At 73.0% G+C, this 19,676-nt stretch carries 24 protein-coding genes; 14 read left to right on the forward strand and 10 right to left on the reverse strand.

Annotation, left to right across the window (positions count from 1 at the left end):
- From AB0N68_RS15350 to flgN, 10 genes are read right to left on the reverse strand one after another with little or no spacing between them, the layout of a single operon-like run.
- A complete protein-coding gene (locus tag AB0N68_RS15350; protein ID WP_292798188.1) occupies positions 1-1,188 on the reverse strand; it encodes a hypothetical protein in 1,188 nt (395 codons plus the stop codon).
- Entirely contained in the window at positions 1,172-2,236 is a 1,065-nt protein-coding gene (locus AB0N68_RS15355; protein WP_259955209.1) for a hypothetical protein, read from the reverse strand. Before AB0N68_RS15355 ends, AB0N68_RS15350 begins: the two co-directional genes overlap by 17 nt.
- An 11-nt stretch (positions 2,237-2,247) precedes the next feature.
- Positions 2,248-2,730, reverse strand: a complete 483-nt coding sequence (locus AB0N68_RS15360) for a hypothetical protein (RefSeq protein WP_259955208.1) — start codon at positions 2,728-2,730, stop codon at positions 2,248-2,250.
- Positions 2,727-3,815 carry a tRNA (adenosine(37)-N6)-threonylcarbamoyltransferase complex transferase subunit TsaD gene (gene tsaD / locus AB0N68_RS15365; protein ID WP_187663418.1) on the reverse strand — a complete coding sequence of 363 codons (1,089 nt, stop codon included), beginning with the start codon at positions 3,813-3,815 and terminating at the stop codon, positions 2,727-2,729. Before tsaD ends, AB0N68_RS15360 begins: the two co-directional genes overlap by 4 nt.
- The gene (gene rimI, locus AB0N68_RS15370) at positions 3,812-4,300 is read right to left on the reverse strand and encodes a ribosomal protein S18-alanine N-acetyltransferase (RefSeq protein ID WP_259955207.1); all 489 of its coding nucleotides are present in this window, start codon (positions 4,298-4,300) and stop codon (positions 3,812-3,814) included. The genes tsaD and rimI overlap by 4 nt, the downstream gene beginning before the upstream one ends.
- On the reverse strand, positions 4,297-4,914 hold the full coding sequence (gene tsaB / locus AB0N68_RS15375) for a tRNA (adenosine(37)-N6)-threonylcarbamoyltransferase complex dimerization subunit type 1 TsaB (RefSeq protein WP_259955205.1): 618 nt from the start codon (positions 4,912-4,914) through the stop codon (positions 4,297-4,299). The genes rimI and tsaB overlap by 4 nt, the downstream gene beginning before the upstream one ends.
- A gap of 58 nt (positions 4,915-4,972) precedes the next feature.
- Positions 4,973-5,344 (reverse strand): flagellar assembly protein FliW, encoded by a 372-nt coding sequence (locus AB0N68_RS15380; protein ID WP_187663415.1) that lies wholly within the window; start codon positions 5,342-5,344, stop codon positions 4,973-4,975.
- Positions 5,341-6,222: a flagellar hook-associated protein FlgL gene (flgL, locus tag AB0N68_RS15385; protein ID WP_259955203.1), complete on the reverse strand. Its 882-nt coding sequence runs from the start codon at positions 6,220-6,222 to the stop codon at positions 5,341-5,343. Before flgL ends, AB0N68_RS15380 begins: the two co-directional genes overlap by 4 nt.
- Positions 6,223-6,235: 13 nt before the next feature.
- On the reverse strand, positions 6,236-7,645 hold the full coding sequence (gene flgK, locus AB0N68_RS15390) for a flagellar hook-associated protein FlgK (protein WP_280566793.1): 1,410 nt from the start codon (positions 7,643-7,645) through the stop codon (positions 6,236-6,238).
- A 13-nt stretch (positions 7,646-7,658) separates the two neighbouring features.
- The gene (flgN, locus tag AB0N68_RS15395) at positions 7,659-8,141 is read right to left on the reverse strand and encodes a flagellar export chaperone FlgN (protein ID WP_025104341.1); all 483 of its coding nucleotides are present in this window, start codon (positions 8,139-8,141) and stop codon (positions 7,659-7,661) included.
- A 218-nt stretch (positions 8,142-8,359) separates the two neighbouring features.
- On the opposite strand from flgN, the gene AB0N68_RS15400 reads away from it, so the two are divergent.
- From AB0N68_RS15400 to AB0N68_RS15465, 14 genes are all read left to right on the forward strand, one after another.
- The gene (locus tag AB0N68_RS15400) at positions 8,360-9,163 is read left to right on the forward strand and encodes a sigma-70 family RNA polymerase sigma factor (RefSeq protein WP_268777198.1); all 804 of its coding nucleotides are present in this window, start codon (positions 8,360-8,362) and stop codon (positions 9,161-9,163) included.
- Between the two features lie 81 nt (positions 9,164-9,244).
- Complete coding sequence (locus tag AB0N68_RS15405; protein ID WP_197971868.1) at positions 9,245-10,075, forward strand: flagellin N-terminal helical domain-containing protein; 831 nt, start codon at positions 9,245-9,247, stop codon at positions 10,073-10,075.
- 88 nt (positions 10,076-10,163) lie between these two features.
- Positions 10,164-11,552: a flagellar filament capping protein FliD gene (gene fliD, locus AB0N68_RS15410; RefSeq protein ID WP_292798176.1), complete on the forward strand. Its 1,389-nt coding sequence runs from the start codon at positions 10,164-10,166 to the stop codon at positions 11,550-11,552.
- A 2-nt stretch (positions 11,553-11,554) separates the two neighbouring features.
- Positions 11,555-11,941: a flagellar export chaperone FliS gene (gene fliS, locus AB0N68_RS15415; protein ID WP_187664103.1), complete on the forward strand. Its 387-nt coding sequence runs from the start codon at positions 11,555-11,557 to the stop codon at positions 11,939-11,941.
- A complete protein-coding gene (locus AB0N68_RS15420) occupies positions 11,938-12,234 on the forward strand; it encodes a hypothetical protein (RefSeq protein WP_268777199.1) in 297 nt (98 codons plus the stop codon). The genes fliS and AB0N68_RS15420 overlap by 4 nt, the downstream gene beginning before the upstream one ends.
- A gap of 112 nt (positions 12,235-12,346) precedes the next feature.
- On the forward strand, positions 12,347-12,688 hold the full coding sequence (locus AB0N68_RS15425; RefSeq protein WP_280566804.1) for a flagellar basal body rod protein FlgB: 342 nt from the start codon (positions 12,347-12,349) through the stop codon (positions 12,686-12,688).
- On the forward strand, positions 12,685-13,080 hold the full coding sequence (locus AB0N68_RS15430; protein ID WP_071327494.1) for a flagellar basal body rod protein FlgC: 396 nt from the start codon (positions 12,685-12,687) through the stop codon (positions 13,078-13,080). The genes AB0N68_RS15425 and AB0N68_RS15430 overlap by 4 nt, the downstream gene beginning before the upstream one ends.
- A 41-nt stretch (positions 13,081-13,121) precedes the next feature.
- On the forward strand, positions 13,122-13,382 hold the full coding sequence (gene fliE / locus AB0N68_RS15435; RefSeq protein ID WP_259955212.1) for a flagellar hook-basal body complex protein FliE: 261 nt from the start codon (positions 13,122-13,124) through the stop codon (positions 13,380-13,382).
- Positions 13,382-15,004 carry a flagellar basal-body MS-ring/collar protein FliF gene (fliF, locus tag AB0N68_RS15440; protein WP_259955193.1) on the forward strand — a complete coding sequence of 541 codons (1,623 nt, stop codon included), beginning with the start codon at positions 13,382-13,384 and terminating at the stop codon, positions 15,002-15,004. The genes fliE and fliF overlap by 1 nt, the downstream gene beginning before the upstream one ends.
- On the forward strand, positions 15,001-16,005 hold the full coding sequence (gene fliG, locus AB0N68_RS15445; protein ID WP_363333045.1) for a flagellar motor switch protein FliG: 1,005 nt from the start codon (positions 15,001-15,003) through the stop codon (positions 16,003-16,005). Before fliF ends, fliG begins: the two co-directional genes overlap by 4 nt.
- Positions 15,995-16,603, forward strand: a complete 609-nt coding sequence (locus tag AB0N68_RS15450; protein ID WP_313366419.1) for a FliH/SctL family protein — start codon at positions 15,995-15,997, stop codon at positions 16,601-16,603. The genes fliG and AB0N68_RS15450 overlap by 11 nt, the downstream gene beginning before the upstream one ends.
- The gene (locus AB0N68_RS15455; RefSeq protein WP_313366418.1) at positions 16,600-17,892 is read left to right on the forward strand and encodes a FliI/YscN family ATPase; all 1,293 of its coding nucleotides are present in this window, start codon (positions 16,600-16,602) and stop codon (positions 17,890-17,892) included. The genes AB0N68_RS15450 and AB0N68_RS15455 overlap by 4 nt, the downstream gene beginning before the upstream one ends.
- The gene (locus AB0N68_RS15460) at positions 17,889-18,311 is read left to right on the forward strand and encodes a hypothetical protein (RefSeq protein WP_259955187.1); all 423 of its coding nucleotides are present in this window, start codon (positions 17,889-17,891) and stop codon (positions 18,309-18,311) included. Before AB0N68_RS15455 ends, AB0N68_RS15460 begins: the two co-directional genes overlap by 4 nt.
- The gene (locus tag AB0N68_RS15465) at positions 18,308-19,672 is read left to right on the forward strand and encodes a flagellar hook-length control protein FliK (RefSeq protein ID WP_313366417.1); all 1,365 of its coding nucleotides are present in this window, start codon (positions 18,308-18,310) and stop codon (positions 19,670-19,672) included. The genes AB0N68_RS15460 and AB0N68_RS15465 overlap by 4 nt, the downstream gene beginning before the upstream one ends.
- The last annotated feature ends 4 nt before the right edge of the window (positions 19,673-19,676 follow it).

A 19,676-nucleotide genomic window follows, 5' to 3' on the forward strand; every position in this document is an offset into this window, starting at 1 on the left:
TCAGTCGTCCGGGTCGCGGCCAGGGATGTCGACGCGGATCGGATCCCCCGGCGGCCCGGTGGTCACGAGATACGACTCGCCCGTCGCCTCGTCGACCACGGCCGGGCCCGAGGTCACCGTGAGGTACGGCATCTGCCAGCGGGTGAAGGCCACCTCGACCACGGACGCCGACAGCAGCTCTCCCGTCTCCTGATCCACGTCGAGGAGCTGCACGCGCAGCCCGGACTGGAGCGCCTCGTCGAGGGTGGCGCACTGCCGCGAACCGTCGGCGTCGACGATCAGGCAGCGCTGGGCGGGGCCGGTCGTCGTACGGCGGTCGCCCAGCCACACCGGCTGCTCGCGGAACGAGCCGAGGAGGGTGAGGTTGAGGTCATAGCCGTCGCGGATGAGTTCCTTCACCCTCGGGCGCTGCTCCTCCCCGAACTGGGCGAAGAGCGTGGAGCTTCCGCCCCACCGCTGGATGCTCACCATCGGCTCGTCCGCGGTGGAGAACAGCATCACCGCCGTCACGCTGTCGGTGGAGAACGAGTCCTCGTCGTCACCGGCATCGGAGGCCGCCTCGGGGAGCGCGGCGTACAGGCCCGGCCCCAGCTCCTCCTCCGCTGCCAGACAGGTGGATTGGGAGTCCTCACCCACGTCGAGGATCAGGCACCGGGTGGCCCCGTCATCCTGCGTGGCGAACCAGGCGAGCGCGCCCTCCGCCTCCGCCACCGGACGCACGGAGCCGGGGTCGTAGTCCTCCCCGGCGAGTTCGATCCGTCGCTGCTCCTGCGTCTCGGTCAAGGGGAACGCCTCCGACCGCGGGGCGAACAGCGCCCACCCCGCCCCGACGCCGATCGCCAGGAGGGCCGCTGCCGCCACGAGCACCGGCACGACTCCGCGCGCCCGCATCGGCGCGCCCGTCTCGACGGGTGCGGGTGGTGCTCCGGCCGCGGCGAGCGGCGATGCGTCGGAAGCCGGCGGCGGATCGGACTCCCGACCCTCGTCTTCCGCCACCGGGAGCGCCTCGGAGGCTGTCGTCGGCCGTTCCTCCGCCGGAAGCTCCTGCCGTCGATGCTCCTCCTGGAGCTCGCGCAGGCGCCGGGCACCGGCGGCGTCGAGTCCGCCGTCCCGACCATAGGCCGCGCGCTCCAGTGCTCGGCGCTCCTCCGCCGCAGCGGAGCCCTGGCGGTCAGTCTCCTCCCGCACCGACGTCGCTCCCCTCTCGGATGATCACGAACGACCCGAAACCGGAGGTCGGCAGCTCGTAGGTCGTCATTCCGCCGGTCTCCGCGTCGGTCACCTGCAACCGCAGCCGACCGTCGTGCTCCTGCAGCGTCTCCGTCGTCTCACAGGCCCGCGGCGCGTCGGCCGTCGCCCCGTCGTAGATGAGGCACTGCCGACCCGTCTCCCCTTCGGAGGCCGTCCAGATCGGGACGTCGCGGTCGTACCCGGCGACCCAGATCGAGTTCGGGTCGAAGCCGTCATCGGCCAGGCGCTCGGCGGTCCGTGTCTCCGCCTCGTTCGCGTAGGTGGGGCCGCCCTCGCCGGAGCCGTACTCCGAGACGTCGACGCTCACCGCCGGTTCACCGTCGGGCGTGAGGAGCAGATGGGCCATGACCTGGCGCGTGTACTCGTCGTCGCGCTGGGTCGTCACCTCGCCCCAGAGGCCGTCCTCCTGCACCGCTTCCCGCTGGTTGCAGCTCGGCGTCGTGCTCTCCCCTGCGCCCAGGACCAGGCAGATGCTCGCACCCCCGTTCTGCGTCGCCACCCAGATGACCGCGTCGTCCTCCGTCGCGAGCGCGCGCACCGAGCCCGGGTCGAATCGTCCGGACGCGACGAGATCGGACTGCCATCCCTGCTGCTCGGCGCTGAGGGAGACCGCCGTGCCGCCGCTCCGGCCGAACGCCAGCCATCCGACGCCGACCCCGAGGAGGAGCACGACGACCGCGCCGAGCGCGAGCATGCCGAGGGAACGGCGCCGCCGCCTCTGAGCCGGAACGTCGCTCTGAGCGGTGACGATGTCCGCGGACTCCTCGTCCGGCTCCACGGGCGCGTCGTCTCCGGCCGACGGCTCGTCGTCGTCCTCTGCAGCGGCGAAGGAGCCGAGGGACGGCGGAGGTACCGGCGACGGGCTTCGCCGGGCGGCGTCGAGCTGTCGCAGGCGCGCGGCCTCCGCGTCCGTGAGGCCTCCGCCCGGGCCGAAAGCCTTGCGCTGCAGGGCCCTGCGCTCCTCGACGTCGTCGTCGTCCGTCATGGCCAGCCCGCCTAGCCGAGTCTCTCGAACTGCATCCCCGCCCAGACCAGCCATCCCAGGCTGTACACGGTCGCGCACAGGCCGAGCACGAGGGCCCAGCGCGCGATCGCCCGGTTCTCCACGGGGCGCCGGAGGGACATGATGGCGGCGATCACCGCGACGATCGCGACCGGGATCCCCCACCCGACGAAGAACGACGCGCCGAGGGCGACGATCGCCGCCAGCAGCGCCCACGGGGCCAGGCGGGTGTCGTCGACGACGGCGGGCTCGACCGCCGGCTCCCAGCCCTCGTCCTCTCCGTGGTCGAGGTCGGGCCCGGTCACGACGACGGGCTCGATGCCGACCGGACCGGTCGGCAGCTTCGTGTAGCCCTCGCGCGGGGCTCCGGGAAGGCGCGCCGTCCCGGCCGGGCGTTCGACCTGCCCGCTCGCGCGCTCGACCCGCGCACGGGGCGTGGCCCCGTCCGACTCCGGCTCCTGCGCGAGCCCGGTCACGCCGGCACCGCCTCCGCGACCTGGATCTCGGTGACCGGCAGGGTCGAGTCGGCGCCGAAGCCGAGGGTCGATGCGGGGCGCCCGGACGCGATGAGCTCAGCGGCCAGCGCCGCGATCATGGCGCCGTTGTCCGTGCAGAGCGACAGCGGAGGGATGCGCACGGTGACGCCGGCCTCGGCGGCCCTGGCGAGGGCGACGTCGCGGAGCCGACGGTTCGCGATCACACCGCCGCCCAGGAGCAGCCGCGGCACTCCGAGGTCGGCGCACGCGTTGAGCGCCTTGGTGACCAGGACGTCGACGACGGCCTCCCGGAAACTGGCAGCGACGTCGGCGATCGGGAGGTCCCGGGCGTCGGCACCCGCCTCGGCGTTCTCGGCCTCGAAGCGCTCGATCCAGCGGGCGACCGCGGTCTTCAGCCCGGAGAACGAGAAGTCGTAGCGATGCTTCGCGAGGTCGGAAGCGCGGGACAGCCCGCGCGGGAAGCGGATCGCGTCCGGGTTTCCGCCCACCGCGGCCCTGTCGATCTCGGGGCCGCCGGGGTAGGGCAGGGACAGCAGTCGGGCGACCTTGTCGAAAGCCTCGCCCGCGGCGTCGTCCACGGTCTCGCCGAGCAGCTCCACGTCGGTCGTGAGATCGCGCACGTGGAGCAGGGAGGTGTGGCCGCCGGAGACCAGCAGCGCGATCGTCGGATACTCCAACGGCGCCGAGTCCGGCGTCAGGATGTCGGCCGCGATGTGACCGACGAGGTGATTGACCGCATACAGCGGCTTGTCCAGGGCGACCGCGAGTCCCTTCGCCGCCCCCACACCGACCATGAGCGCTCCCGCGAGGCCCGGACCGCTGGTCACGGCCACCGCATCGAGGTCGGCGAGACGGACGCCGGCCTCGGCGAGCGCGGCGTCGATGGTCGGCTGGAGGGCCTCGAGATGCGCGCGGGCGGCGACCTCCGGCACGACGCCGCCGTACCGGGCGTGCTCGTCCATGCTGGAGGCGATCGTGTTGGACAGCAGCGTACGACCGCGCACGATGCCGATGCCGGTCTCGTCGCAGCTCGTCTCGATGCCGAGCACCAGGGGCTCACTCATGCGGTCGCCTCCTCCGGCGTGTCGGCGGGCGCCGGGTGGCGGCGCAGATCCAGACGCATCACGATCGCGTCCACGTCATCCGGCTGATAGTAGCGGGGGCGCCTGCCGATCTCCTCGAAGCCCTCCGCGCGATACAGTCCTTCGGCCGGAGGGTTGTCGGCGCGCACCTCGAGGAACACCTCGAGCGCCCCGCGGTCGGCGGCCGCCTGGAGCAGCGCACGCAGCAGCGCGCGCCCGCGGCCCTGACCCCGGACCTCGGCGAGGAGGGCGATGGTCTGGATGTCGGCGTCCGCACCGCCCTGCAGCGCCCGGATGCCGCCGTATCCGACGATCGCCCCGCCCCGCTCGTCGACGAGGTAGCGGCCGTGCGGGCTCGCCAGCTCGCTCGCCATGGTGTCCCGGCTCCACGCGTCGGTCGGGAACGAGCGCTGCTCGATGGCCATGATCGCGTCGAGATCGTCCGGCCGCGCGTCCCGGAGCGTCATGCGCCCACCTTCTTCGGAGCACCGGGCAGGGACACATCCGGGTGCCGCAGGTAGAGCGGCTCGTCCCCCGCGAGGGCCCGCCCGGCGGCGAATGCGCGCGCTCCCACCCTGGCGAGGTCGGCTGCGGACAGCGTCGTCACGTCGACCCGGCGGAGACCGGCGAGATGATCGTCGGCGTCGGCGGCCCGCACGAGCACCGTGTCGGCGATCGTGCGCGGGATCCCGTCCTCATCCTGTCCGTCGAACACGGTGACGGCGACCTCGCGGCGGCGGGCGTCGGTGACGACGGCGAACGGCCCGGTCACCGTGGACTGGATCGTCAGCGCGGCCGCCGTATGGCTCGGCACCGGCACCACCGGGACGCCGCGCCCGAGGGCGAACGCCCTGGCGGTCGCGATGCCGATGCGCAGTCCGGTGAACGGACCGGGGCCCATGCCGGCGACGACGTGAGTGATGCCGTCGGCTCCCCCCTCCCGGAGTACGTCGTGGACGAGGTCGCCGATCACCTCGGCGTGGCCCAGCGGATCGGCGGTACCGGCCTCGGCACGAGACGTCCCGTCCGGGTCGATGAGGGCGACGGCGGTGCCAAGGGACGTGTCGACGGCGAGGATCACGTCTCCAGGGTAGTCGTCACCCCGCCCGTCACGCCCGGCGCCCCGGCACCCGCGCGGGTCAGCCCAGCGGCGCCCGCACCGGGTAGTCCTGGCCTTCGAGGATGACCTGGGTCGCCGCTCCCGTCGCCCGGTTCACGACGACCGGCGCCAGCAGGTTGACGCTGACGCCGTCGGCGCCGGGGTGGGCCACCACGAGCACGAAGGCGTCGTCCGCCGAGGCGAGAGCGAGGTCGGCCACCTGGGCGTCCGTGAGGATCGGCGCGTACTCCGCCAGGACCGTGTTCGGGTCGACGAGGTAGAGCCGCAGGGCGTCGTCCTCGACCGCCCGCATCGCGAAGAGCCCGTCCGCACCGTCGACGGGTGCGAGGGCGAAGTCCACGTGCGGAGCCAGCCCGGGCGGTGGGGCCGTGAAGGTGAGCACGGCGGTCATCGCAGGAAGTCCATCAGCGTCGGCTGCAGCACGCGCGCGTTGACGGCGAGCGCCGAGCGGTAGACGAGCTCCTGCGCCTGCAGGCGGATGAGCACCTCGACCGAGTCGACATCCTCGACCGCGGCGCGGCGGGACTCGAGGGACACGGAATTCTGCACTGCCGCCTCCTTGGCGCGTTCGATCTGAGCCTGTCTGGTGCCGACCGCGCCCTGCACGCCCAGCATCGCCGTGCGGCGGTCGTCGATCTCCCCGAGTCGGGGCCCCACGTTGGTGCCGGAGCGGAGATCGGCGACGATGCGGTCGACGAGGGCGAACACCGAGTCGTCTCCGGTGCCGAACACCGCCGCACCGTCCGTGTCGACGCGGACGGCCGCCGCATCGGACACGCGGCGGGTGACCTCGGAGCCGGCGACACCGCTGTAGGAGTAGTCGGACGCGAAGGCCGCGGTGTCCGACGTGCCGGCGAACACGGACCGGCCGAGCAGCCGGGTGTTCGCCTGCGCGAGCAGCTCGTCGCGGATGCCCTCCAGTTCCACCGCGAGGGCCTCCTTCGCCGTGGCGTCCAGCGCCCCGTCGTTGGCCCCTTGCGCGGTGAGGTCCCGCACCCGCGAGAGCAGGGACGTGCTGGAGGTGATCGCCGTGTCGGCGGCAGTCACCCAGGCCAGGCCGTCGTCGATGTTGCGCGCGTACTGCTCGGTGCGCCGCTGCTCGGCGTGCAGGGCGAGGGCGGCCGCCGCCGCTGCCGGGTCGTCCGAGGGGGCGGCGAACGCCTTCTGCGACGTGGCCTGCTCCTGCAGACGGGCGAGTTCGGAGAGGTTGGACTGCAGCTGGCGCATCGCCGTCTGCGTCATCGTGGTCTGGGTCACGCGAGAGATCATGGAGCTTCTCCGATCAGCGTCCGACGACGCCCGTGCGGTTGATGAGGACGTCGAGGGCCTCGTCGACGGCGGTGAGCACGCGGGCCGCCGCCTGGTAGGCGGTCTGGTACGTGAGGAGGCTGATCGTCTCCTCGTCGCCGTCCACGGCCGCGACGGACTGCTGCGCACCGACGGCGCCGACAGCCGCCGCATCCGACACCTTCGCGCGCTGCACGTCGGCCGCGGTGGCGACGCCGAAGCGGGTCACCTGATCGGTCCACAGCGCGTCCGGAGAGGTCGCGCGCTGCCCGATCTGGGAGATGAGGTCGGCGTTGGTCGCGTCCTTGGCTCCGGCCCCGGGGGCGGCGAGGGCGAGGTCGGCCGCCGTGGTGACGGCCACCCGCATCCCGAGCGCGGCGGAGCCGGTGGCCGGGAGGGTGAAGAAGTCGCCGCCCGGCTGTCCGGACGCCGTGACACCGGCGCGGTGCTGGGCGTTGAGCGACTCCGCGAGCACCGTGGCGACGCGGTCGTATGTCGCGGCGAGCTGCGCCAGCATCCCGCCGTCGGCGGCCGGGGCGAGCACCGCGAGGGAGCCGCCCAGCTCTCCCCCGTCGACGACGAGGGGAAGATCCGGCACCGACTCCCAGGCGACCCCGACGCGCGGAGCGCCGTCGATCGTCGCCGAGCCGGTCAGCGCGATGTGACGGGCGTCGCCGCCGGAGACCAGGGCGTTGCCGCCGAGGCGGACCGTGAGCGTGCCGTCCGTCTCCACGGTGGCCGTCGCGCCGGCGAGCCGGGCCACGTCCTCCGCGAGCAGGTTGCGGCGGTCGGTGAGCTCGTTGGCCGATCGCCCCGAGGCCAGCGCCTCCCGGATCTCGCTGTTCAGCACCGCGATCTGGTCGGCGGCGGCGTTGACCTGACTGACGGTGCGCTCGACGGTCCCGCGGGCGGCCGTCCACTGCGCGGCGACCGTGCGGTAGCCGCCGGAGATATGGGCGGCGAGCTCCTTCGCCGACTCCAGGATGCTCGCGGCCGCCGCACCCGAATCCGGGGTGTTGGCGAGGTCCTGCCAGCCCGCCCAGAAGCTGGTCAGCCGGTTGGCGAGGCCCTTGTCGGTCGGCTCCGCGAGGGCCGACTCGGCAGTCGTCGCTGCCAGCGCGCGGGTGGCCCAGTAGCCGGAAGCGCCGAGGGTGTCGCGGACCCGGGCGTCGAGCAGCGCGTCGCCGAGGCGGGACACCGCGTCGATCGAGACGCCGTGTCCGGGGAGGGCACCCATGCTGAAGCGGCCCGTCTGCGCGACGGCGGCGATCGAGGAGGTCTCGACGCGCTGCCGCGTGTACCCCTCGGTCTTCTGGTTGGCGATGTTCTGCCCGACCACGTCCATGCCCCGCCGTGCGGCGGCGAGGCCGCTGGCGGCGGTGGTCAGTCCACTGAAGGTCGACATGAATCCCTCTCGGTCACATCTCGGTGTCGATGATGCGGGCGGCGTCCTCGCGGGCGCGGTCGCCGCGGGTGGTGTATTCGCCGCTCTCCTGGCCGAGAGCGGCGATGGTCTCCTGCGTGGCGCGGAGCACTCCGCTGAGCTGCTCCGCGGCGGCATCGCGCATCTGCTCGACCTCCGCTGTCAGCTTCACCAGCGCACGCATGTGGTCGGTGAAGACATCGCCCCAGGCTCCGTCCGGAGCGTGCTCGATGAGCTGACCGATCGTCGCGTCCTGAGGAGCCCCCCACTCCTCGGCGACACCGGCGACCTCGACGGCCCTGGCCAGGCTCGCCGCGCGGAGGCGGTCGAGCACCTGATCGATCTCCCTGGCCGCGAACTGGATCCAGTGCGACCGGCCGGCGGCGAGCAGCAGCTGCTGCTCGTCGAGCTTGAAAAGCAGCATCTCGAGCAGCTCGCGCTCGCGCCAGAGCTGCATCGATAGTTCGTTGGCTCCCATGATCCCCTTTGTCCCCAGCGATCCCCCGCCCCACGCGGGTGCGATCGGCCCGCCTGTTAACGGTTCATAAATCTCTATCGGCCGCCGCGCCCCTAAGGTTACTATGTGCATTGGCGGCGGTTAGTGCTCCCCATGGACATATCTCGGACCTTGTGATATGGCCATCTATCCCTCGCCATGAGCTTCCGGAGTGCATCCAGAGAGGTGGATCATCCCCCATGTCGTCGCGCGCTGAGCGCAACCGCCTCGTCGAGGCCAACCTCCCCCTGGTCGGCTACCTCGCTGCAGACACCCATGCTCGGGCTACCCATATCCCCCGCGAAGAGCTCGCCGCCGTCGGCGCGCTCGCCCTCGTGACCGCCGCCGACGCGTACGACCCCGCGCTCGGCGTCCCCTTCGGCGCCTACGCCCGTCGACGCATCCTCGGCGCGTTCGCCGACGAGATGCGCGCCATGGACTGGGCGTCCCGCGGCATCCGCAAGCGCATCAAGGAGACGGTCGCCGTCCGCGAGACCCTCACCGCCGCGTTCGGCCGCACGGCGACCGCCACCGAGATCGCCACCGCCATGGGCTCCCCCAAGGAGGTGGTCGTCGAGGCCCTCGCGGACGCCGCACGCACCGTCGCCCCGCTGGACGACCCCGCCACGCGCGATCTCGTCGCCGACATCCCGCTGCCGGAGGAGTCGGCGATGGTCGGCGAACGGCGTGAGGTGCTCGAACACGCCATCGGCGCCCTCCCCGAGCGCATGCGGCGCATCATCGTGGCCGTCTACATCGAGGAGCGGCCCGTGAAGGAGATCGCCGAGGAGCTGGGCGTGACCCACTCGGCCGTCTCGCAGCAGCGGTCGGAGGCCGTGCGCCTGCTCCGCGACGCCCTCGACCGCTACTTCGCGGAGGGCGGCACCGAGACCACGACCACCACCCGCGTCTCGCCTGCCGCACGCGACGCCTATTTCGGCCGCATCGCCGAGGCCGCCGGCGTCCGGATCGGCGACGTCTTCCGCGCCGCCGCCCCCGCCTAACGCGTCCGCATCCTCCGCCGATAGGTCAGGGCAGGAGACCACGGATGGTCTCCCGTACAACACATCACGGAGGAAACCCTCATGGGTATGCAGATCAACACCAACGTGGGCGCGCTCAACGCCTACCGCAACCTGTCCAACACGCAGAACGACCTGTCGAAGTCGCTCGAGAAGCTCTCGAGCGGTCTGCGCATCAACCGCGCAGCGGACGACGCCGCCGGCCTCGCGATCTCCGAGGGCCTGCGTTCGCAGGTCAACGGCCTGAACGTCGCGGCTCGCAACGCCCAGGACGGCATCTCGGTCATCCAGACCGCAGAAGGCGCCCTGACCGAGGTGCACTCCATCCTGCAGCGCGTGCGCGACCTGACCAACCAGGGCGCGAACGACTCGAACAACGCGAAGTCGCGCGAGGCCATCCAGACCGAGATCTCCGCCCTGGGCGACGAGCTCACCCGGATCGCGTCGAGCACGAACTTCAACGGCATCAAGCTGCTCTCGGGCGGCGCGACGCTGACGTTCCAGGTGGGTGCGGGTGCGGTCGCCGCCGAGGACCAGATCTCGGTGGGCCTGACCAACTTCGCCACGCTCGGCGCCGACATCAAGACGCTCGCGGCCGGCATGACGGACGCGGCGACGTACGGCGCGGCTCTGGCGGGCATCGACACGCAGATCCAGGCGGTCTCGACCGCACGTGCCGGCTACGGTGCGCTGCAGAACCGCTTCGAGTCGACCATCAACAGCCTCAACGTGTCGGCCGAGAACCTCGCCGCCGCCGAGAGCCGCATCCGCGACACCGACATGGCGTCCGAGATGGTCAAGTTCACGTCCGCGAACATCCTGTCGCAGGCGGGAACGGCCATGCTGGCCCAGGCCAACCAGGCCAACCAGGGCGTGCTCCAGCTGCTGCGCTGACCCGCGCCGCCGCACGGAATCACTCCGGGGGTCCGGGTGACGGCTTCGGCCGTCGCCCGGGCCCCGCCGCACACAGAAGGGAAGCCGCATGTCGCTCTCGCTCGACGGCCTCGTGTCGGGGCTGAAGACCACCGAGGTTATCAAGGCGCTGATGGACGTGCACGCCATCCCCCGCACGCTGCTCAAGGCCAAGATCGACGACAAGAACGTCGTCATGAAGCAGCTGCGCACCCTGAACACCGCCGTGCAGAACCTCGCCGCCGCCGCCGAGAAGGCCGCAGCGCCTGGCGGTCTCGACCGCTTCACCGGCACCTCGTCGTCGGAATCGGTGAAGGTCGCCCTGCGCACCGGCGCCGCGCCCGTGTCGACCGACATCGTCGTCGACCGCGTCGCCCAGGCGCACACCGTCGTCTCCGCCGCCGCTTCCCGCTGGCCCGCGGACCCGCCCGTGCTGACCCTCGAGGACGCCACGGGGAAGCGCGTGCAGGTGCAGGCCGACTCCACCTCGATGCAGGACATCGCCCAGGCCATCAACGACGCCGACACGGGCGTCCTCGCCACCGCCGTCCCCGCCGGCAAGGATGCCGACGGCACCCCCGTCTACCGCCTGCAGCTCCGGGCCGAGGAGTCCGGCGAGGCGGGACGCTTCCGCGTCTACGCGGGAGACCTCGCCGCCGTCACCGCCGGCACCGCCACGGACGTGTCCACGGAGCCCGGGGCCGCCGTCATCTCCACGGGCACGGACGCGCAGCTGCGCCTCTGGGCCGGCACCGCGGCCGAACAGGTCATCACCTCGTCCGGCAACACCTTCACCGATCTCTTCGAGGGCGTCGACGTCACGGTCTCCACCGTCTCGACGTCCCCCGTCACCGTGACCGTCGCCGTCGACAGCGAGGCCAGGGCCAAGGCCTCCGGCGAGTTCATCGCCCTCCTCACCGACATCTTCACCCGCATCGACAACGGCTCGAAGGCCACCGTCGCCGCGGGACAGGGCGAGAAGACGACGCTCGGCGTCTTCACCGGCGACAGCACCATCCGCGGCCTGCGGACCGCCCTCGCCGACGCCATCCAGCACCCGGTGGACGGGGTCTCCCCCTCCACGGTCGGCATCTCGACCGACATGTACGGCAAGCTCACCTTCGACGAGGAGAAGTTCTCCGAGGCGCTGGCGAAGGACCCCGCAGCCGTCGGCGCTCTCTTCTCCGCGGTCGCGGCGCGTGTGGAGCAGACGGCGACGTCCTACTCGGACAAGTACGACGGGCTGCTCACCTCGCGGATCACGGGCCAGGAGAGCGAGGTCAAGAGCCTCGGCGAGCAGATGGAGCGCTGGGACGTGCGCCTCGCGCAGCGCAAGGCCTCGCTGGAGCGCACCTACGCCCGCCTCGAGGTGATGCTGTCGCAGATGCAGTCGCAGTCCTCCTACCTCGCCTCGCAGATCAACTCGCTGCCGAGCAGCCGTTCCGGGTCGGACTCGTGAGCATGAACGCCGCCCTGCGCGCCCAGCAGCGGTACCGCGAGGACGCCATCCTGTCCGCCCCGCCGGAGCGCCTGGTCACGATGCTCTACGACCGGCTCCTGCTCGACATCGAGCGCGCGGAGACGGCGCAGCGGGCGGCCGACTGGGCCGAGGCCAACACCCAGCTCCAGCACGCGCAGGCGATCGTGGCCGAGCTGTCGTCCTCCCTCACCGACGGATGGAGCGGCAGCGCCGGACTGCGCTCGCTGTACGTGTTCCTGTCGCAGACGCTGATCGGCGCCAACATCGGCCGCGACCCGGAGCGCACCCATGCCTGCCGCGAGCTCGTCGTGCCGCTGCGCGACGCCTGGCACACCGCCGCCCTGGCCGTCGCGGAGGGCCGCGCATGACGGACGAGGACTGGGCCGCGCTGCTCGACCGGCTCGAGGCGGACGCCGACCGGATCCTCGCCGCGCCGGCCGGAGCCGTCGAGGTGCATGACATCATCCCCTGGGCGCCGCCGTCCTCGCCGCTCCCGCCGCACCTCGCCGACCGCGCCCGCGCGGTGATCGACCGGCAGCACGCCGCCATGGAACGCGCCCGGTCGGAGCTCGACGGGCTGCGGCAGCACCTCGGCGCCGTCCGCCGGGTTCCGGCACCCCGCCCGCCGGATGCTCCCGCCTACCTCGATGTGGACGGGTGAGCGACCCTCCTAACGAAACCGCACGGACGGCCGACAGTCTCCCGAGAGCACGGATGGCTCGCAAGACTCGGCCAGGGAACGGCCACTTCGCCCACACACGGGGAGCCGGTTCGTGTTCGACTCTGTGACCATCACCGCACTGACGAGTGCGCTGAACGGCCTCTCGCTGCGCCAGCGAGCCATCGCCGACAACATCGCCAACATCAACACCCCCGACTACCACGCCAAGCGTGTGCAGTTCGAGGCGGCGCTCGCCGACTCGATCGCCGCCGGCGACGGGGACGTGTCCGCCACGGTCAGGACCTCGCTCGAGCCGACGCGCTTGAACGGCAACAACGTGAACCTCGACACCGAGACCCTCTCCAGCATCGACACCATGTTGCGCTACCAGTTCGCGACCCAGGCCGTGAACGGGTCGTTCTCCTCGATGCGCACCGCGATGAGGACGTCATGACCTTCGACGCCATCGGGATCGCCGGCACGGGGCTGACCGTGCACCGGAAGTGGCTCGACGCCATCAGCGACAACATCGCCAACATCAACACGGCGACACCCACCGACGGCGCGGCGTTCCGGGCACGCTACATCCTGGCCCAGACCAGCGACCAGTCCCCCGGCGTCTACGTCGCCGGGACCGTCCAGGGCGATGCGGAGGGCCGGCTCGTGCACCAGCCCGACCACCCGCTCGCCGACGCCGACGGCTACGTGCGCTACCCCGACATCGACCTGGGAGACCAGATGAGCCAGCTGATCCTCGCGCAGCGCGGATACCAGGCGAGCGCGGCGATCGTGGACCGCGCCCGCAACTCGTACGAGGCGGCGCTGCAGATCGGACGGAACGCGTGAGCGCCGTGGCCGGCATCGAGGCCGTCGCCTCGTCCCTCGGCATGACCACCTCGCCCGTCACGGGCGCGAAGACGGGCGACGACTCGGCCTTCGCGAACAGCGTCACCGGAGCGATCGACGAACTGCGCTCGCTGCAGTCCGAGTCCGACACCCTCAAGGTCGCGGCCGTGACCGGGGACCTCGACGACATCCATGCGGCGATGATCGCGTCCTCGCGCGCCGCCGTCACCCTCGAACTCGTCGCCGCCGTCCGCAACAAGGGCGTCGACGCGTTCAACGAGATCATGCGGATGCAGGCCTGATGCCCCCGGCAGTGACCGGGGCGTTCCAGCGGATGCGGCGGGTGGTCGCCGGATTCTCGCTCGCGCAGCGGACCATCGCCATCATCGGCATCGCGGTGCTCGCGCTCGGCATCATCGCGCTGTCCAGCTGGCTCAGCCGCCCCACCTACACCCCACTGTTCTCGGGATTGAACGCCTCGGACGCGAACGCCGTGGTGGAGCAGCTGCGCTCCGCCTCCGTGCCCTACGAGCTCGCCGACGGCGGCGCCACGGTGCTCGTCCCCGAGAAGGACGTGTACGACCAGCGGCTCGCCGCCGCCTCCGCCGGGCTGCCGAGCGCCGGATCGGCCGGGTACTCGCTGCTGGACGACATGGGTGTCACCACGAGCGAGTTCCAGCAGTCGGTCACCTACAAGCGCGCGATCGAGGGCGAGCTCGCCGCGACGATCTCCGCCATCGACGGCGTCTCCGCGGCCTCGGTGCAGCTCGCCATCCCGGAGGAGAGCGTCTTCGTGTCGGAGACCGTCGATGCGACCGCCTCCGTGTTCGTGGAGACCGCCGGACGCACGACGCTCGACCAGAAGCAGGTCGAGGCCATCGTGCACCTCACCTCGGCGGCCGTCAGCGGCATGAAGCCGGAGAATGTCGCCGTGGTCGATCAGACCGGGCGCACGCTCTCGACCGTGGGCGGCGGGGCCACCGGCGGACTCGATCAGCAGGCGAGCGACTACGAGGCCCGCGTGGCCGCGAGCGTGCAGCAGATGCTCGACACCGTGGTCGGCCCGGGGAATGCGACCGTGACCGTCGTCGCCGAGATCGACCGCTCGGTGAACGAACGCGTCGAGGAGACCTACACCCCGGCCGAGGGCGCTCCCCCGCTCACCGAGGAGGTCCGTGAGCAGAACAGCAACGGATCGACCTCCGAAGCCGGTGTCCTGGGTCCGGACAACATCGCCGTGCCGAACGGGAACGGCGACGGCACCTACACGAACACCGAGGAGACGCGCACCAACGCCGTCAACAAGGCCACGGAGAGCACCTCCACTCCCGCCGGCACCCTGCTGCGGCAGTCCGTGTCGGTCGCCGTGGACGCCGGGGCCGGGGGCGACCTCAGCTCCGCCCAGCTCAGCGACCTCGTGGCCACCGCCGCCGGCATCGACCGCACCCGCGGCGACGAGCTCGCCGTCGAACTCGTCGCCTTCAGCCAGACCGATGCCGAGGCCGCGCAGGCCGCGCTGCAGGCGGCGAAGGAGGCCGAAGAGGGTGCCCGTCAGGCCGCCCTCCTGAACACCGTCATCATCGCGGCCGCCATCGCCATCCCGCTCATCGCCGCGATCGCCGCCCTCATCGTCCGCTCCCGGCGGAAGGCGCGCGGCGTGGAGGAGTTCGACCAGCTCTTCGGCGATCGTCCTGTCGAGCTGTCCGCGCTCTCGGCGGACGCGCCGACGGCCGTGCTGGAGGCGCCGACCACGCCGCTCGCCTTCCTCGAGCCGGTACCCGACCTCGACCCGGATCCCGAGCCCGAGCCCACGCAGATCAGCCTCGAGCGCCGCCGCGCCGAGATCGCCGCGCTCACCCGTCAGGATCCGCAGCGCACCGCGGAGCTGCTGCGCACCCTCATCGACGACAGGTCGCGGGTATGAGCGGACTGACGGATCGGCAGACGGCCGCGATCGTCCTGATGAACCTCGACCGCGCGCAGGCCGTCCAGGTCATGAAGCACCTCTCCGAGGCGGAGGCCGAGGCCGTCGCCGCCGAGATCATCGGGCTGCAGGATCTCGACGCGGAGACCACGGTCCAGGCGCTGGGGCAGTTCCATCGCATCGCCGCGGGGCACCTCCCGCCGGCGCGCGGCGGACGCGACATCGCCGCGGGCCTGCTGGAGGCCTCGTTCGGCTCCGAGCGGGCGGCAGCCGTGCTCGGCCGGGTCGGCTCGACGTCGATGAGCGCATCGTTCGACTTCCTCGCCTCCGCCGACGCCGCCCACCTCGCCACGCTCCTCGACGGGGAGCTGCCGCAGACCGTCGCCCTGGTGCTCGCCCATCTCCCCGCCGAACAGGCCGCCGCCGTCCTCGCTGCGCTGCCCGATCCGGCGCGGACCGACGTCGCCCAGGCCATCGCCACCATGGGCACCGCCTCGCAGGAGGCCATCGTCATCGTCGCCGACGCCCTCAAGGCCCGGACCGGCAGCCTCGCCTCGCGGGACAGCCCCGAGGTGCTCGGCGGCGTCGAGCCGCTGGTGGAGATCATCGGGCGTTCGGGAGCGACGATCGAGAAGGCGCTGCTGGCCAGCATCGAGGACCGCGACAGCGCCCTCGCCGAGGACATCCGCTCGCGCATGTTCACGTTCGCGGACATCGTCAAGCTCGACGACCGGGACACCCAGCGCGTGCTGCGGGGCATGGACATCCGCTCCCTGGCTCTCGCCCTCAAGGGGGCGCAGCAGCCGATCGTCGACCTCATCCGCCGCAACGTGTCCGAGCGCAACCGCGAGAACCTCGACGAGGAGGCCCGGACGCTGGGCCCGGTGCGCGTCTCCCAGGTCGAGGAGGCGCGGGCCGAGATCGTCCGGACGATCCGTGCCCTGGAGGCCGCGGGAGACATCACCGTGCAGCGGGCGGACGAGGACGAATATGTCTACTGACGCCTTCGCCCCCGCTGCGTTCCCCCGGCTCGGCGGCTCCGACCACCGGGCGGAACAGGAGCGCGCCCGCCGCCGCGGGTACGCGGAGGGACACGCCGCGGGCTTCCGGGCGGGCGCGGCCGACGCCGACGCCGCCCGTCGCGGCGCCGAGGCCGAGCTGGCCGAACGGGAGCGCGCCCGCGCCGCGGACGTCGCCGCCGCCGTCGCCGCCCTGCACGCCGCCGCGCGGTCCCTCGCCGCCCGAGAGGCGGAGCTGGAGTCCGCTGCGACGAGCCAGGTGCACTCCCATGCGATCGACCTCGCGGAACTGATCATCGCCGCGGAGCTGAGCGACGCAGGAGCGTCGGCCGCCGCCGCGGCCCGCCGCGCCCTGAGCGCGACCGATGCGGCCGCCGTACGTCGCCTCCGTCTGCACCCGGACGACCTCCGCGTCCTCTCCGCGGAGGCCGGCGACGACATCTCCGGACTCACGCTGGTGCCCGACGAGACCCTCACCCGCGGCGACGCCGTGGCCGTGCTGGAGCACGGTGTCATCGACGCCAGGGTGGGGACCGCCCTCGACCGGGCGCGCCGCGCGGTCGCGGAGGCCGCGCCGTGAGCGCCTGGACGACGGTGCTCGAGGCGGCGCGTCCGGAACGGATCGGCGAGGTCTCGCAGGTCCGCGGCCTCAGCGTGCAGGTCCGCGGGCTCGACGGCGCCGTGGGGGACGTGGTGACGCTCGACGGCATCGACGCCGAGGTCGTCGCGACCGGGGAGGACGGGCTGCGCTGCATGCCGCTCGCCTCGGTCGCCGGGCTCACCGTCGGCGCCCCCGTGCGCGGCCGCGGCGGCCCGGTGAGGGTTCCCACCGGATCGGCGCTGCTCGGCCGGGTCCTGGACGGGCTCGGACGCCCCATCGACGGGAAGGGTCCGCTCGCGGCGCCGCACGTGAGCCTGGATCACGACACCCCCTCGATCATGGAGCGCGACCGCATCGACACCGCGCTCCCCCTCGGCGTGCGCGCCCTCGACACCCTCGTCAGCGTCGGCCGCGGACAGCGCGTCGGCCTGTTCGCGGGGTCAGGGGTCGGGAAGTCGTCGCTGCTGTCGATGATCGCCCGCGGCACCGAGGCCGAGGTCAACGTGATCGCCCTCGTCGGCGAGCGCGGTCGCGAGGTGCGGGAGTTCATCGAGGACGATCTGGGGCCGGAGGGACTCGCCCGCTCCGTCGTCATCGTCTCGACCTCGGACCAGCCCGCCATGGCCCGCATCCGTGCCGCGTTCACCGCCACTCGGATCGCGGAAGCCTTCCGTGACGAGGGCGCCCACGCGATCCTCATGATGGACTCGCTGACCCGGGTCGCGATGGCCCAGCGCGAGATCGGGCTCTCCGCGGGTGAGCCGCCGGCCACCCGCGGCTACCCGCCGTCCACGTTCTCCCTCCTCGCCGGGTTGCTGGAGCGCGCCGGCACCGACCGCGCCGGGTCCATCACCGGCATCTACACCGTGCTCGTCGACGGCGACGATCACAACGAGCCCATCGCCGACACGGTCCGCTCCATCCTCGACGGCCACGTGGTGCTGGATCGCGCCCTCGCCCTCGCCGGCCACCACCCCGCGATCGACGTCCTCGGGTCCGTGTCCCGCGTGGCCGGCAAGATCACGAGTCCGGAGCGCCGTGCACAGGCGGCCACCCTCCGCGCCGTGCTCGCTGCCCGACGCCGGGCGAACGACCTCATCGACATCGGCGCCTACCACGCCGGTGCCGACGCCCGCATCGATGCGGCGATCGCCCACGAGCGCGCCATCTCGGCCTTCCTCACCCAGCCGCTCGACGAGACGAGCGCGATCGAGGAGTCCTGGACGCGACTGGACGGCCTCGTCTCCGCCTTCGAGGGGGTGTCATGAGCAGAGGGTTCTCTCTCGCCGGTCTCCTGCGCGTGCGGGAGATCCAGGAGCGCGCCGCCGCGCAGCGCCTCTCGCGCGCGGTCATCGACGCGCAGCACACCGAGGCCAGGGACCGGGCCCTGCGCGCACACCTGGCCGGTACCGACACGGAGGCCGTCGACGTGCGCACCCTCGCTGCGCTCGCCGCGGCCCGGGTCTCCGGGCGGGCGCTGCTCGCCGACCTCACCGCGCTGGCCGACCTCCAGCAGGAGACGGTCGCGGAGGCGCGGTCCGCGCACGCGGACGCCCGGCGCACGCTCCGCGGCCTCGAACGACTCGCGGACAACCACGCGGTAGCCGTGCGGACGGCCGACCTGCACGCCGAGCAGGCGGAGCTCGACGAGATCGCCGCACGCTCGCGGACGGAGGGGACGGCATGACCGCGCTCGACCTCCTCACCGCCCTGGATGCCCGCCCCGTGCGTCCCTCCACCCCAGCCGCACGCACCGGCTCACCCGGTGCGACCGCGTTCGCCGAGGCTGTGCGCGATGCGGTGCGGGAGACGGCATCCCCCGGTCCCGGTGCGACCGACGACCCCGGCAGCGCCGCGGAGACCACGACCGAGGCCGAGCCTGCGGCCACCGTTCCGGTCGAGGGCGCCGCGACCGTCTCACCGCTGCTCCCGGCCCCGCCGACGCCCGCGGGTGCCGGCGCGCCACTCGTGCCAGCCCTCTCCGCCGAATCGGACGCACCTCCGGCGACGACGGAGACACCCACGGCGGTCTCGCCTCCGCGCCTCCCGTCCGCCGCCGGGCAGGACGCCCTCCTCGTACCCGGCGAGGGCACGGCGGGCGCCGCGGCGACGCCCGCCTCCGGGGAGACCGCGGGTACCCCCTCCTCCGCCTCGCCGTCCGACGCCGGGGACGCCGTGGCGGCCCCGCTCCTCCCGACGTCGGCGCCGCCGGTCGCACCGTCTCCGGACCCGGCGACCGTCCGACCGGGCCTGCGGCCCCCCACCCCGGGTCGAGAGACCGGAGAAGTCGCGCCCCCCGGCACCGCCGTCGGGAGCGGGACGGCCACAGGACCGGACGCCTCCCTGCCCCGAGTCTCCACGGCCGCGCCGGCTCGCACGTCGACCGTGCCCTCGACCTCTGCTGCAGAGGCGACGACCGCCGACGACGCGGTCCCGGTACCGGCGGCACCCTCGATCCCCGCATCGGTCGCCCCGCCGGCCGCGGCCCCGCCGAGCGTCGATCCCGTGGCCGCGGGGGCCGCTGCCGCCCCGAGCCCGGTCGCCGCCACCGCTCTCGCCCCCGCGGCACCGCCGAGCGCGGTCGCCGCGCCGGCCCGCCCGGCTCTCCTCCCGCAGGTGGCGGCCCCCGTGGTGTCCCTCGCCCAGGCCCCGGACGGGGACCACCGGATCACGCTGACCGTCTCGCCGGAGAACCTCGGCCCCGTGACCGTGCGCGCCCTCATCGCCGGGTCCACGATCCGCATCGAGCTGCACGCCCCCGGCGAGCTCGGGCGGGACGCGCTGCGCGCCATCCTCGGCGACCTCCGTCGTGATCTCGCGATCGCCGCTCCGCAGGCGACCCTCAGCCTCACCACGTCGGACGGCTCGCCCTCCTCGCCGCAGCACGGAGGGACGGGCGGTCAGACCGGGAACGGCGGCGCCGATGCCCAGCGGCACCAGGCGGCCGCGCGCGCCTCCGCCGTCCCGCCGACGCCGGCAGAAGTTCCACCCCCGCCCCCTCCCGCACCGCCCGTCGCTCCGCTCGGCGGCATCGACGTCTACGCCTGACCAG

The sequence above is a fragment of the Microbacterium meiriae genome (assembly GCF_040685015.1).
GTDB classification, from domain to species: Bacteria; Actinomycetota; Actinomycetes; order Actinomycetales; family Microbacteriaceae; genus Microbacterium; species Microbacterium meiriae.

Bases quoted from the DNA above. Each gene is read 5' to 3' on its own strand.
- AB0N68_RS15380 (WP_187663415.1), bottom strand. From the start codon at position 5,344: ATGACCGCCGTGCTCACCTTCACGGCCCCACCGCCCGGGCTGGCTCCG.
- AB0N68_RS15465 (WP_313366417.1), top strand. From the start codon at position 18,308: ATGACCGCGCTCGACCTCCTCACCGCCCTGGATGCCCGCCCCGTGCGT.
- AB0N68_RS15420 (WP_268777199.1), top strand. From the start codon at position 11,938: ATGACGGACGAGGACTGGGCCGCGCTGCTCGACCGGCTCGAGGCGGAC.
- AB0N68_RS15450 (WP_313366419.1), top strand. From the start codon at position 15,995: ATGTCTACTGACGCCTTCGCCCCCGCTGCGTTCCCCCGGCTCGGCGGC.
- AB0N68_RS15355 (WP_259955209.1), bottom strand. From the start codon at position 2,236: ATGACGGACGACGACGACGTCGAGGAGCGCAGGGCCCTGCAGCGCAAG.
- AB0N68_RS15460 (WP_259955187.1), top strand. From the start codon at position 17,889: ATGAGCAGAGGGTTCTCTCTCGCCGGTCTCCTGCGCGTGCGGGAGATC.
- fliS (WP_187664103.1), top strand. From the start codon at position 11,555: ATGAACGCCGCCCTGCGCGCCCAGCAGCGGTACCGCGAGGACGCCATC.
- flgK (WP_280566793.1), bottom strand. From the start codon at position 7,645: ATGTCGACCTTCAGTGGACTGACCACCGCCGCCAGCGGCCTCGCCGCC.
- AB0N68_RS15400 (WP_268777198.1), top strand. From the start codon at position 8,360: ATGTCGTCGCGCGCTGAGCGCAACCGCCTCGTCGAGGCCAACCTCCCC.
- fliE (WP_259955212.1), top strand. From the start codon at position 13,122: ATGACCACCTCGCCCGTCACGGGCGCGAAGACGGGCGACGACTCGGCC.
- flgN (WP_025104341.1), bottom strand. From the start codon at position 8,141: ATGGGAGCCAACGAACTATCGATGCAGCTCTGGCGCGAGCGCGAGCTG.
- AB0N68_RS15405 (WP_197971868.1), top strand. From the start codon at position 9,245: ATGGGTATGCAGATCAACACCAACGTGGGCGCGCTCAACGCCTACCGC.
- AB0N68_RS15430 (WP_071327494.1), top strand. From the start codon at position 12,685: ATGACCTTCGACGCCATCGGGATCGCCGGCACGGGGCTGACCGTGCAC.
- rimI (WP_259955207.1), bottom strand. From the start codon at position 4,300: ATGACGCTCCGGGACGCGCGGCCGGACGATCTCGACGCGATCATGGCC.
- tsaD (WP_187663418.1), bottom strand. From the start codon at position 3,815: ATGAGTGAGCCCCTGGTGCTCGGCATCGAGACGAGCTGCGACGAGACC.
- flgL (WP_259955203.1), bottom strand. From the start codon at position 6,222: ATGATCTCTCGCGTGACCCAGACCACGATGACGCAGACGGCGATGCGC.
- fliD (WP_292798176.1), top strand. From the start codon at position 10,164: ATGTCGCTCTCGCTCGACGGCCTCGTGTCGGGGCTGAAGACCACCGAG.
- fliG (WP_363333045.1), top strand. From the start codon at position 15,001: ATGAGCGGACTGACGGATCGGCAGACGGCCGCGATCGTCCTGATGAAC.
- fliF (WP_259955193.1), top strand. From the start codon at position 13,382: ATGCCCCCGGCAGTGACCGGGGCGTTCCAGCGGATGCGGCGGGTGGTC.